Here is an 11,735-nt window from a genome sequence, read left to right on the forward strand (position 1 = left end):
TCGGCGCGTAACGGAAGTCGCTCACAGCAAACCCCTCGCCACCAGCACCGCCCGCACCGAACCCGCCGACTGCTGCGGCGTCTGGAACTGCGTCTCCAGGGCCAGGTCCGGGTCGACCGGAGGCTCGTACGGGTCGTCCACCCCGGTCAGCCCCGTCAGCTGGCCCGCGGCCTGACGCGCGTACAGGCCCTTCACGTCGCGCTCGCTGCACACCTCGACCGGCGTCGCGACATGCACCTCGACGTACGGGGTGTCGCTGGAGGCGTGCCGCTTACGGACGGCCTCGCGGCTGTCCGCGTACGGGGCGATGACCGGGACGACGGCGAACACCCCGTTGCGGGCGAGGACTTCGGCGACGAGGCCGATGCGCTGCACGTTCGTGTTCCGGTCCTCGCGGCTGAAGCCGAGGCCCGCCGACAGGAAGCGGCGGATCTCGTCGCCGTCGAGCACCTCGACGCGCCGGCCCTCCGCGCGCAACTGCCCCGCGAGGGCGCGCGCCACGGTCGTCTTGCCTGAACTGGGCAGCCCGGTGAGCCAGATCGTGGCCCCTTGCGGGCGGGCCTTCGTGGCCGTGGTCATACGTGCAGTCCTTCCGCGGCGCCGCGCGCGGCTCGCAGGTCGTCGGGTTCGGTCAGTTCGGTGAAGAGGGCCTCCCACCGCGGATGCACCGCGTCGGGCCCGTAGGCGGCCGCTGTGAGCAGCGCCGCCGTGCCCATCTCCGCGCGCAGCTCGCGGTCGCCCATGAGCCGGACGAGCGCGTCGGCGAGGGCATCCGGGTCCTGCTCCGGCACGAGCAGCCCGTCCACGCCGTGCGTGAGCACGTCGGCGGGGCCCGTGGGGCAGTCGAAGGAGACCACAGGGAGGGCGTGCGCCATCGCCTCGATCATCACCATCGGCAGCCCCTCGAAGCGTGAACTCAGCACATACAGCGAGGACTTGGCGAGCTCGTCGTCGAGCCGGTCGGTGTGGCCCATCAACAGGACGTGGTTGTAGAGGTGGTGCTCCTCGATCAGGGCCCGCAGCTGCGCCTTCTTCTCGCCGCTGCCGTAGATGCGCAGTTGCCAGTCGGGGAACTCCCGGGCGAGCTTCGCCCACGCGGGGATCAGCAGGTCGAAGCCCTTCTGCGGGAAGAGCCTGCCGGCCGCGACCACGATCTTGGAGGCGTGGTTCGCCGGGACCTGGTCGAGGGAGTGCACGGCGTTCGGGATCCGTACGACCCGCGCGGCGGGCAGCAGCCGCGCGTACTCGCTCCGGTCGCGCTCGGTCAGTACGGCGACGGCCGAGAAGCACTCGTACGTCTCGACGATGCGCCGCTGCACGTCGGGGCGGTGCGTGCCGTGGTTCATGTGTTCCTGCGCCACCCGCACCACGCCGTTCGTGGCGTGCGCGGCGGCGAGGAAGTTCAGGCCGGGGCGCGTCGTGACGAGCACGCCGTCGGTGAGCGAGCGCAGGTAGTCGCCGAGGGCGAGTTCGAGTCGCCGGTCGAAGTAGCGGTGGCCGAACTCGCCGCGTGGGATCTCGCGGGCGGGGCTCGCGGCCAGCTTGTCGCGCCGCCGCGCACGCCACCAGCCGCCGAGCCCCGGCTCCGTGGCCTCGGGGGCGGCGCTCTCGCGCAGATCGACGACCGTCGTGACCGGCACCCGCTCGTCCAGCGGGAACTGAAGGGCATCGCGCCTCCGCATGGCGCTGACGATCTCGACGTCCCAGCCGGCGGCGGCAAGGGAGTTGGCCTGGTTGAAGACGGTGCGGATGGTGCCGCCGCGCCCGTAGGCGTGCAGCAGCAGGTACCGGATGCGGGTGTTCCTCATGCGCGGCGCTCCAGCGGCAGGGCGCGGCGCTCCGGCGACAGTGCGCGGGACTCCGGCAACAGTTCGCGGCACTCCAGCGACAAGTTGTCCTCGACGGTGAAGTACGGCCGTACGTCGAACCCCGCCCCCGGCACCGCCTGCCGCGGATAGACGTAGATCGCCTTCTTGCCGCGGATGTCGTCGAGCCGCCGCCCGACGCGCAACGTCCGCCGCCCGTCCGTCAGATGCAGATCCCACTGGTCGGCGCCGCTGAACCCGTCGTCGTACGCGGCGAGATCGGCCACGTCCCACGCGCAGTTGAACCGCTCACCGTTCAACTCGGCGTCGTAGCACAGCACTTGACCGACGTGCGACCGTCGAGTCACCGTCAGCTGCCACGCGCCACCGGCCCCCGCGCCCAGTCCGACCAGCCGCCCGACGATCCCGATCCGCCCGTCCCGTGGCCACACTTCCTCGACCTCGGCCCGGGGCTTCACTTCAGGTACCCCCACGCCTTGCAGATGGGACGCAGCACCTCGAGGATCTCGTCGTCCTTGGGCAGCTCGCGCCCCGCCTGCACGCTGCCGCTGCGGATCTTGTCCCGCCAGTCGCCGAGCCCCTTCTGGACCTGCGTCTCGTCGCGGGCGCCGTACTCCAGCATCGACGGCTCGAAGTCGACCCCGAGGAAGGTGCACAAGGCGCGCATCCTCCCCTCCGGGTCGGCCGTGATCTCCTCGTAGCGCAGGGTGTGGCCGCCGGTGATGCCCTTGCGGGCGTTGTCGACGGCCTTCATGTAGCGCAGCGCGTCCGCGCAGGCCTCGTCGTACGTGCGCTTCTCGGGGTCTCCCTCGTGCCAGGACTGGGCGATGGAGACGGGGTGGCGCAGCAGGAACACGAATCTGGCATCGGGCCAGCAGTCGCGGATCCGCTGGTAGGCGAAGGCGTTGCTGGGCGTCTTCTCGACGATGAAGTCCTTGCCGGACCTGGTGAGTTCACGGTGCAGGACGCGGTCCCACAGCAGGTGCTCCAGGTCGCCGCGGCTCAGGTCGAGGGCGTCCATGGCGCGCCGCGACAGCTTGCTGCCGTAGTCGACCTCGAGGCGCCGGATGTGCAGCTCGTGCGGGGCGTGCAGCCGGGGGTGCGCGTCGAGCAGCATCCGCAGCAGGGTCGAGCCCGAGCGCACGGGCGACATGATGAACACGGGCCGGCTGAGCAGCCGGTCCGTCCCCGGGTCGTCGGTACATCGATACTCCGGAACGGCCCGCCGCGCCGGCGCCGCCACCTTTTGCACAGGGGCGGGCCCCTTGGGCGCACGGCGCACCTGGAGGCCCGTGGTGGCGGTCAGCGCCCGGTTCATGTTGCCCATCAGACTCATGCGAACCGACGCTAAACAGGCTCTCTGAGAGGAGCCGTGGAGGAACCTGAGGGTTCCCTTAGGGCCCCGACCCCGGACCCGGACCCGGCGCCCGCGCGAATTCCGCCCCCGCCCCCCGCAACCGCCCGTCCAGCGCCCGGAACACCTCCGCCGCCCGCACCCCCGGCCACCCCTCCGGCAGGAGTTCCGGTGGCAGGCCCGGGTCCGCGTACGGGAGGTGGCGCCAGGAGTCGAGGGCCAGGAGGTAGTCGCGGTAGGCCTCGCGCGACGGGGTGTCCTCGCGGGCCTCCCACGCCCGCAGCACCGGCTCGTGCTCGTCCAGGAACGCCTCGTGGAGCTTGGCGAGGGCGGCGAGGTCCCACCACTGGGCCACCGCGTCGGCCGTCGCCGCGAAGCCCAGGTGTTCGCCGCGGAACAGCTCCACGTACCCGGCGCAGCCGATCCGCTCCAGCGTGTGCCGGGTCTCCTCGTAGACGGCGAGGGGCGCGAGCCACACGCCGGGCGCCGCCGTCCCGAAGCCGAGGCCGGTGAGCGTGGAGCGCAGCACGTGCCGCTTGGCGCGCTCGGACTCCGGCACGGAGAAGACGGCGAGCACCCAGCCGTCGGCCGAGGAGCCGCTTCCGTAGATGCGGCGGTCGCCGTCGTCGAGGAGCTGGCGGGCGTCGTCGGAGAGCGCGTAGCCGGCCGCACCGGAGGTGGTGCGGGCCGGGAGCAGCAGGCCGCGGCGCTTCAGGCGCGACACCGCCGAGCGGACGGACGGGGCGTCGACGCCGACCGCGCCGAGCAGCCGGATCAGCTCGGCGACCGGCAGTGGCCCCGGCAGGTCACGGCCGTAGGCGCCGTACAGGGTGACGATGAGGGAGCGGGGGGTGTGGGAAGTGGGCTGCTCGGACACGCGATCACTCTACGGCTGAGGGCTCGCGGAGCCGGAACCGCTGGAGCTTTCCCGTGGCCGTGCGCGGCAGCGCGTCCAGGAACTCGATGGCGCGCGGGCATTTGTACGGGACGAGTTCCGCTTTCACGAACTCCCGCAGCCCCTCCGCGTCCTGGCGCGCTCCGGCCCGCAGCACCACGTACGCCACTGCCACCTGTCCGCGCTCCTCGTCGGGGCGTCCGACCACGGCCGCCTCCGCCACGTCCGGGTGGCGCAGCAGCGCGTCCTCCACCTCCGGGCCCGCGATGTTGTACCCGGCGGAAATGATCATGTCGTCGGCGCGGGCCACGTACCGGAAGTAGCCGTCGGGCTCGCGGACGTACGTGTCCCCGGTGACGTTCCAGCCGTGTTGTACGTACACGGTCTGCCGCTCGTCGGCGAGGTAGCGGCAGCCGACGGGGCCGCGTACGGTGAGCAACCCGGGTTCCCCGTCCGGGAGTTGGCGGCCCTCGACGTCGACGATCCGGGCCTCCCAGCCGGGCACGGGAACGCCCGTCGTCCCCGGCCGGATCGCGTCGTCGGCCGCCGAGATGAAGATGTGCAGGAGTTCGGTCGCGCCGATGCCGTTGATGATGCGCAGGCCGGTCGCCTCCTGCCAGGCGTGCCAGGTCGCGGCGGGCAGATTCTCGCCCGCGGACACACAGCGGCGCAGCGAGGAGATGTCGTACGAGGGGACCTCCGAAAGCAGAGCGAGCATCGCCCGGTACGCGGTCGGCGCGGTGAACACGACCGACACCCGGTGCTCGGCGATCGCGGGCAGCAGCTTCTGCGGGCCCGCCTGTTCGAGCAGCAGCGCGGAGGCGCCCGCCCGCAGCGGGAAGATCACCAGGCCGCCGAGTCCGAACGTGAAGCCCAGCGGCGGGCTCCCCGCGAACACGTCGTCGGGTTCGGCCCTCAGCACGTACTGCGCGAAGGTGTCCGCGACCGCGAGCACGTCCCGGTGGAAGTGCATGCACCCCTTGGGGCGCCCGGTGGTCCCCGAGGTGAAGGCGATCAGTGCGACGTCGTCGGCGGCGGTCGCGACGGCCTCGTACGCCGCCGGCTTCCCGGCCGCACGGTGCAGCAGGTCGTCGGGCCCGTCCCCGCCGAACGTGGTGATGCGCAGCCCCGGCACCTCGGCCTTGGCCAGGTCGTCGACCGAGCGGATGTCGCACAGCGCGTGCCCCACCTGCGCGATCCCGCACACCGTGGCCAGCTCGCTCGCCCGCGCCCCCGCGAGGACGGTCACGGCGACGGCCCCCGCCTTCATCACGGCGAGCCAGCAGGCCGCGAGGTGCCGGGTGGTCGGGCCGCGCAGCAGCACCCGGTTGCCGGGGACGACGCCCAGGTCGTCGGTGAGCACGTGCGCGATCCGGTCCACGGTCGCCTTCAACTCGGCGTACGACCAGGGGGCTTGGCCGGGGGAGTGGAAGGCGGGGCGGTCCGCGCCGTGCCGTTCCACGGTGGCGTCGAGCAGCTCGGCCCCGCAGTTGAGCCGCTGCGGGTAGCGCAGTTCGGGCAGGTCGAAGCCGAGGCCCGGCCACAGCTCGGCGGGCGGCAGATGGTCGCGGGCGAAGGTGTCGACGTGGGCGGAAGGGCTGAGCGGGTGGTGGGTCATGGCCTGGCGCCCCCTCGTGGTGAGTGGCTCGCATGCCGTCGCCGGGTGAGGCGCCGCGCATCGAGCGTATCGTGATGGTGACGACAGTCAACGGGGCGCGATACGGTTCCTGGGTGCGGCCGGTGGGCAGTCGTGGACCGGTAGGCGGTTGTGAACCGATAGGCGGCCCGTGAACCGGTAGGTGGCCGTGAGAGGAGCACCACGTATGGGGACATTCTCGCTCGAACCGGAGCAGCTCGCGTGGTGTGGCGAGCTACGGGCCCTCGCGGCCGACCGCCTCGCCCCACTCGCCGAGAAGGGTGAGCCGGGCCGGGTCAACCGCCCCCTTGTCGCCGAACTCGGCCAACTCGGTCTCCTTGAGCGCCTGTTCACCTCGGGCGCGCTCGACCTGTGTCTGCTGCGCGAGTCCCTGGCCCGCGTCTGCACGGAGGCCGAGACGGCGCTCGCGCTTCAGGGGCTCGGGGCGCACCCGATCCACGCGTACGGCAGTGCGGCGGTGCGCGAGCGGTGGGTGCCCGAGGTGGGCGCGGGCCGGGCCGTGGCGGCGTTCGCGCTGAGTGAGCCGGGGGCGGGCTCGGACGCGGCGGCGCTGTCCCTGCGCGCGGACCGGGACGGCGACGGATGGCGGCTGACCGGCGAGAAGTGCTGGATCTCGAACGCTCCCGAGGCCGATGTCTACACCGTCTTCGCCCGCACCACCCCCGACGCGGGCGCGCGCGGCGTGACGGCCTTCGCGGTCCCCGCCGATCGCCCCGGGCTGACCGGCGAACACCTCGACATGATCTCCCCGCACCCCATCGGAACCCTCGCCTTCGACGGCGTCCCGGTCACCCGTGACGACCTGCTCGGCGAGGTCGACGCCGGGTTCCGCGTCGCGATGGGCACGCTGAACCTGTTCCGGCCCAGCGTCGGCGCGTTCGCCGTCGGTATGGCGCAGGCGGCCCTCGATGCGACGCTCACGCACACGTCCGAGCGGGAGGCGTTCGGCGCCCCGCTGAAGGAACTCCAGACCGTCGCCCACCAGGTCGCTGACATGTCGGTACGGGTCGAATCCGCGCGCCTCATGGTCTACGCGGCGGCGGCCGCGTACGACGAGGGCGCCCCGGATGTGCCGCGTCGCGCGGCCGCCGCGAAGCTCATCGCCACGGAGGCGGCCCAGCAAGTCGTCGACGCCGCGGTGCAGTTGCACGGAGCGCGGGCGCTGCAACGCGGCCACGTCCTGGAGCACCTGTACCGCGAGGTCCGGGCGCCCCGCATCTACGAAGGCGCCTCCGAGGTCCAACGAGCCATCATCGCCCGCGAGTTGTACAAGGAAAACAAGGAAAACAAGGGGAACAAGGGGCACAAGGAGGAGACCTCGTGAGCGGCAACAGCAGCAACGGCGGCAGCAACAGCAGCAACCTGCGGCGCATCAACCCGCCCGAACTCTCCCCGCCCACCGGCTTCTCCCACGCCGTCGTCGCGACGGGTGGCCGCCTGGTGATGCTCGCGGGCCAGACGTCCCTGGACGCCGACGGCAAGGTCGTGGGCGACACCCTCCCCGCACAGTTCACCCGCGCCCTGACGAACCTGCTCACCGCCCTGCGCGCGTCGGGCGGCACGTCGGAACACCTGGCCCGCGTCACGGTCTACGCCACGGACGTGGCGGACTACCGGGAGAACGCCCGCGAACTCGGCCGGATCTGGCGTGAGTTGGCGGGCCGCGACTACCCGGCCATGGCCGTGATCGGCGTCAGCCGCCTGTGGGACGAACAGGCCATGGTGGAAATCGACGGAGTAGCGGTACTTCCCTGAGACCGACCCGCATCTAGGGTCAGGGCATGACGCAACAGACGGAACTCTCGGTGGACCTCTCCGTGGGCCCGATCGCGTACGAGGACTCGGGAGGCGACGGCACGACCGTCGTCCTCCTCCACGGGCTCGCCCAGAACGGCACGGTGTGGCGGCACGTCGTCGACGAACTCGGCACGTCCGTGCGGTGCGTCGTGCCCCACCTCCCGTACGGGAGTCAGCACACGCCCGTGCGCCCCGGCGCCCGGATCACCCCGCACTCCGTGGCCCTGCTCATCGGCGAGTTCGCCGACGCGCTCAAGCTGGGCGACGACACGGTGTTCGTAGAGAACGACGCGGGGCGCCTCCAGCAGCTCGCCGCCGAACGCCCCGACCGGGTGGGCCGCATGGTCATCGCGGGCTGTGAGGCCTTCGACAACTATCCGCCGGGCCCGTCGGGCAAGCTCCTGGAGGTCATGTCCCGGGTCCCCGGCGGCATCTCACTGCTCGCGCGCACCCTGTCCGTCCGCCCCCTGCGCCGCATGCCCGGCACGGGCTACGCGGTGATGTCGCAACGCCCGGTCCCGCACGAACTCATCGACCACTGGATCGAGCCGCTGCGCAAGGACCCGGCGGCGCGGAAGCTGCTGCTCCACTACCTCCGCTCCAGTGTGAAGACGGAGATGATGGAGGCGGCGGACGCCCTGCGCACGTATGACCGTCCGGCCCTGGTGGTGTGGGGCAAGCAGGACAAGATGATGCCCCTGGCCCACGGCCGCCGCCTCGCGGAACTGCTGCCGCAGGGGCGGCTTGTGGAACTGGACGACTGCGGCACGCTCATCCCCTTGGACCAGCCGAAGGCCTTGGCGGCGGCGATCCGGGAGTTCGTCGGATAGTTCCCCTGCACCGGTCCCAGGTGCACCGGTCCCAGGTCGCGGGGCTCCGCCCCGGGCCCCGCTGCTCAATCGCCGCAGGGGCTCAATCGGTCGCGAACGAGGTCGCGTCCCGGCCGGACGTCCCATCCGTGATCCACCAGTGCGTCGGATGCTCCCCGTACAAGGTGAAGAGCCCGTCCGCCGCCCACGCCAGGACCAGCTCCTCCTTGCCGTCGGCGTCGAAGTCACCCGCCTCGACCGGCCGCGCCCGACGCGCGTTGTCCGAGCGCTTCTTGCCGTCCACCTCCGCGGGCCCCTGCCGCAGCACGGGGATCCGCTCGTTCCCGTCGATCAGCGTCGCCCCGTCGTACGTGGCGACGAGGATGCCGTCCCGCCCGTCCCCGTCCGGATCCGCGGCGACGTACCCGCCGGGGCCGTAGTCGCCGTGCCGCCCCTTGCCGGGCTCGGGCAGCTTGTACGTCTCCGGGGCCCCGCCCCCGCCGGGGTACACCGCCAACGACCCGTCCACGTCGGCCGCTTCCGTCTCGGAGCCGGGCTCGTCGTTGCGGCTGCCGTCGTCACCCACGGCCAGGTCCCGCCGCCCGTCCCCGTCGAAATCGCCGAAGGCGTGCGCGTTGCCCGCGCGCAGCTCGCGGCCCTGGCCCGTGCGCGGGTCGGCGTACAGCGTGCTGGTCGTCTGCTCCCCGTCGCCCACTACGCGGGCCAGAAGCCCGGTGACACGCGGCTTGCCGGTCGGGTCGATGTCGTCCGCCACCAGGTCGATGCCGTGTCCGGGCAGTGAACCGGTGCGGGCCGGCGCGCCCGAGCGGTCGAAGGGGCCGTACAGGATGTGCGCCTTCGTGCCGTTCTCGCCGAGGCCCGCCAGATCGTGGTGGCCGTCCCCGTCGAAGTCGCCACGCGTGAGACCGTCCAGGCCCAAATGTGCTGCGGTGGAGGGGAGTTGGATAGGGGTGGCCGTACGTCCCTCCTCGCCGGGGCCGGTCGGCGTGCCCCACGCCACGTAGGGGACGTGGCGATAGTCGCCGCTGCGATCGCCGGACTCCTCGGCCACCGTGGTGACGAGATCGGGGAACCCGTCCCCGTCGAGGTCGGCCGTGGTCACGTTCTCCGCGGCGATGTTCTCCTCGGGCCCCTGGTCGGCAAGGTTCGAGCGCGGAATCCCGAGGTCCGACCGCCCGTACACTGTGCGCGTTGTCGGGTCGAGCCCGCGGGCGGAGCCGAAGATGACGCCGACCCGCTCGTCGCGCTCATGCGTGTCCGGGTTCACGTGCGCCGCGACGGGCACGAGGAGGTCCCGGTGCCCGTCGCCATTGAGGTCGTCGGGGTCCTTGGACCCCTTCCCTGCCGCCGGGGCCCGGCTGGCCGAGGGCTCCTGGGGCACCCCGCCACTGCCCCCGCCGGACGCGGACGGCTTGGATTCCGGCGCGCCGTGCCCGGTCCCGCAACCGGCGAGCAGAACCAGGGAGGCGCACGCGGCGAGGGCGGCGGCGGAGGGACGCTTCATGCGCCCACCTTCACACCCCGTCCACCCAAAGGGCAGACGGGAGTTGAAGGCCAGGGATCAGATGTCCCGGAACGTCTCGATCTGCGCGCCGACGGAGTTGAGCCGCTCCGCCAACTCCTCGTAACCGCGGTTGATCACGTACACGTTGCGCAGCACCGACGTGCCCTCGGCCGCCATCATCGCCAGCAGCACGACCACGGCGGGACGCAGCGCCGGCGGGCACATCATCTCGGCGGCACGCCACCGTGTCGGCCCCTCGACCAACACCCGGTGCGGGTCGAGGAGTTGGAGGCGGCCGCCGAGCCGGTTCAGGTCGGTCAGATAGATCGCCCGGTTGTCGTACACCCAGTCGTGGATGAGGGTCTTGCCCTGCGCCGACGCCGCGATCGCCGCGAAGAACGGCACGTTGTCGATGTTCAGGCCGGGGAACGGCATCGGGTGGATCTTGTCGATCGGCGCTTCGAGCTTCGACGGGCGGACCGTGAGGTCGATGAGGCGCGTGCGCCCGTTGTCGGCCGGGTACTCCGCCGAGCGGTCGTGGTCGAGGCCCATCTCCTCCAGGACCGCCAGCTCGATCTCCAGGAACTCGACCGGCACGCGCTTGACCGTGAGTTCGGACTGCGTGACGACGGCCGCGGTCAGCAGGCTCATCGCCTCGACCGGGTCCTCGGACGGCGAGTAGTCCACGTCGACGTCGATGTGCGGCACGCCGTGCACGGTGAGCGTCGTCGTGCCGACGCCCTCGACCTCGACGCCGAGCGCCTCCAGGAAGAAGCACAGGTCCTGGACCATGTAATTGGACGAGGCGTTGCGGATGATCGTCGTGCCGTCGGCGCGGGCCGCGGCGAGCAGCGCGTTCTCCGTCACGGTGTCGCCGCGCTCGGTCAGCACGATGGGGCGGTCCGGCGCGACGTCCGGGTGGACCTCCGCGTGGTAGAGCCCCTCGGTCGCCGTGATGTCGAGGCCGAAGCGGCGCAGCGCGATCATGTGCGGCTCGATCGTGCGGGTGCCGAGGTCGCAGCCGCCCGCGTACGGCAGCTTGAAGCGGTCCATGCGGTGAAGGAGCGGGCCGAGGAACATGATGATCGAGCGGGTGCGGCGCGCGGCCTCCGCGTCGATGGCGTTCATGTCGAGCTCGGCGGGCGGCACGATCTCGAGGTCCGCGCCGTCGTTGATCCAGCGGGTGCGGACGCCGATCGAGCCGAGTACCTCCAGGAGGCGGTACACCTCCTCGATGCGGGCGACCCGGCGCAGCACGGTGCGGCCCTTGTTGAGCAGCGAGGCGCACAGCAGCGCCACGCACGCGTTCTTGCTCGTCTTGACCTCGATCGAACCCGACAGCCGGCGTCCGCCGACCACGCGCAGGTGCATCGGTCCCGCGTACCCGAGGGAGACGATTTCACTGTCGAGAGCTTCGCCAATTCGAGCGATCATCTCAAGGCTGATGTTTTGGTTCCCGCGCTCGATGCGGTTCACCGCGCTCTGGCTGGTGTTGAGCGCCTCCGCAAGCTGCGACTGCGTCCAGCCCCGGTGCTGGCGGGCGTCGCGGATGAGCTTGCCGATACGTTCGAGGTAGTCGTCTGCCATAGCGGCAGGTTATCTCAAATATGAGATGTTGCATGCCGGTGGGGCCATGTGGAGGAGTGCCCTCCATGTGACCCCAGTGGCCTCGGTGGCCTCGGCGGCCTCAGTGACCTGCGTGACCTCGACGGCGCCGGGTGGTCCGGGTGCGGCGCCAGCCGAAGGGGCCCGGCAGATCCATGGAGGTGGTCCGGCGGCCGGTGCTGCTGTGGGTCCGCTTCGGGCCGTGCCGCCCGCCGGTGGAGCTCTCCGAGTACCCGCGCCCGCCCGGATCAGTCGCCGTACCCACTG

General features: G+C 71.8%; 11 protein-coding genes and 1 pseudogene. 3 read left to right on the forward strand and 9 right to left on the reverse strand.

What is annotated here, in order from left to right:
• Positions 1-21 precede the first annotated feature (21 nt).
• Genes cysC through OG746_RS14785 form a run of 6 tightly spaced genes read right to left on the reverse strand, consistent with a single transcriptional unit; the run spans position 22 to position 5,693 of the window.
• On the reverse strand, positions 22-579 hold the full coding sequence (cysC, locus tag OG746_RS14760) for an adenylyl-sulfate kinase (RefSeq protein ID WP_266715049.1): 558 nt from the start codon (positions 577-579) through the stop codon (positions 22-24).
• Entirely contained in the window at positions 576-1,808 is a 1,233-nt protein-coding gene (locus tag OG746_RS14765; RefSeq protein WP_266715050.1) for a glycosyltransferase family 4 protein, read from the reverse strand. The genes cysC and OG746_RS14765 overlap by 4 nt, the downstream gene beginning before the upstream one ends.
• Positions 1,805-2,284, reverse strand: a complete 480-nt coding sequence (locus OG746_RS14770; protein ID WP_266715051.1) for a hypothetical protein — start codon at positions 2,282-2,284, stop codon at positions 1,805-1,807. The genes OG746_RS14765 and OG746_RS14770 overlap by 4 nt, the downstream gene beginning before the upstream one ends.
• Positions 2,281-3,162, reverse strand: coding sequence for a sulfotransferase family protein (locus tag OG746_RS14775; protein WP_266715052.1), 882 nt, complete (start codon positions 3,160-3,162; stop codon positions 2,281-2,283). The genes OG746_RS14770 and OG746_RS14775 overlap by 4 nt, the downstream gene beginning before the upstream one ends.
• A 58-nt stretch (positions 3,163-3,220) precedes the next feature.
• Positions 3,221-4,057: a PaaX family transcriptional regulator gene (locus OG746_RS14780; RefSeq protein ID WP_266715053.1), complete on the reverse strand. Its 837-nt coding sequence runs from the start codon at positions 4,055-4,057 to the stop codon at positions 3,221-3,223.
• Between the two features lie 4 nt (positions 4,058-4,061).
• Positions 4,062-5,693, reverse strand: a complete 1,632-nt coding sequence (locus OG746_RS14785; protein ID WP_323179605.1) for an AMP-binding protein — start codon at positions 5,691-5,693, stop codon at positions 4,062-4,064.
• A gap of 205 nt (positions 5,694-5,898) precedes the next feature.
• On the opposite strand from OG746_RS14785, the gene OG746_RS14790 reads away from it, so the two are divergent.
• From OG746_RS14790 to OG746_RS14800, 3 genes are read left to right on the forward strand one after another with little or no spacing between them, the layout of a single operon-like run.
• A complete protein-coding gene (locus tag OG746_RS14790) occupies positions 5,899-7,056 on the forward strand; it encodes an acyl-CoA dehydrogenase family protein (protein WP_266715054.1) in 1,158 nt (385 codons plus the stop codon).
• A complete protein-coding gene (locus OG746_RS14795) occupies positions 7,053-7,487 on the forward strand; it encodes a RidA family protein (protein ID WP_266715055.1) in 435 nt (144 codons plus the stop codon). The genes OG746_RS14790 and OG746_RS14795 overlap by 4 nt, the downstream gene beginning before the upstream one ends.
• Before the next feature lie 26 nt (positions 7,488-7,513).
• Positions 7,514-8,359, forward strand: a complete 846-nt coding sequence (locus tag OG746_RS14800) for an alpha/beta fold hydrolase (protein ID WP_266715056.1) — start codon at positions 7,514-7,516, stop codon at positions 8,357-8,359.
• 82 nt (positions 8,360-8,441) lie between these two features.
• Here OG746_RS14800 and OG746_RS14805 read toward each other — a convergent pair whose 3' ends face one another.
• The 3 genes and pseudogenes from OG746_RS14805 to OG746_RS14815 all read right to left on the reverse strand — a co-directional run.
• Positions 8,442-9,863 (reverse strand): FG-GAP repeat domain-containing protein, encoded by a 1,422-nt coding sequence (locus tag OG746_RS14805; protein WP_266715057.1) that lies wholly within the window; start codon positions 9,861-9,863, stop codon positions 8,442-8,444.
• A gap of 57 nt (positions 9,864-9,920) precedes the next feature.
• Positions 9,921-11,450, reverse strand: coding sequence for a type II toxin-antitoxin system RelB family anti-toxin (gene relB / locus OG746_RS14810; protein ID WP_266715058.1), 1,530 nt, complete (start codon positions 11,448-11,450; stop codon positions 9,921-9,923).
• 100 nt (positions 11,451-11,550) lie between these two features.
• Positions 11,551-11,688, reverse strand: a pseudogene (locus OG746_RS14815) (DUF4236 domain-containing protein); the annotation flags it as partial.
• Between the last annotated feature and the right edge of the window lie 47 nt (positions 11,689-11,735).

This window comes from Streptomyces sp. NBC_01016 (genome assembly GCF_026341035.1).
Taxonomy (GTDB): Bacteria; Actinomycetota; Actinomycetes; order Streptomycetales; family Streptomycetaceae; genus Streptomyces.

Coding starts and splice junctions, on each gene's coding strand:
- cysC (WP_266715049.1), bottom strand. CDS start 579: ATGACCACGGCCACGAAGGCCCGCCCGCAAGGGGCCACGATCTGGCTC.
- OG746_RS14765 (WP_266715050.1), bottom strand. CDS start 1,808: ATGAGGAACACCCGCATCCGGTACCTGCTGCTGCACGCCTACGGGCGC.
- OG746_RS14775 (WP_266715052.1), bottom strand. CDS start 3,162: ATGAGTCTGATGGGCAACATGAACCGGGCGCTGACCGCCACCACGGGC.
- OG746_RS14785 (WP_323179605.1), bottom strand. CDS start 5,693: ATGACCCACCACCCGCTCAGCCCTTCCGCCCACGTCGACACCTTCGCC.
- OG746_RS14790 (WP_266715054.1), top strand. CDS start 5,899: ATGGGGACATTCTCGCTCGAACCGGAGCAGCTCGCGTGGTGTGGCGAG.
- OG746_RS14800 (WP_266715056.1), top strand. CDS start 7,514: ATGACGCAACAGACGGAACTCTCGGTGGACCTCTCCGTGGGCCCGATC.
- OG746_RS14805 (WP_266715057.1), bottom strand. CDS start 9,863: ATGAAGCGTCCCTCCGCCGCCGCCCTCGCCGCGTGCGCCTCCCTGGTT.
- relB (WP_266715058.1), bottom strand. CDS start 11,450: ATGGCAGACGACTACCTCGAACGTATCGGCAAGCTCATCCGCGACGCC.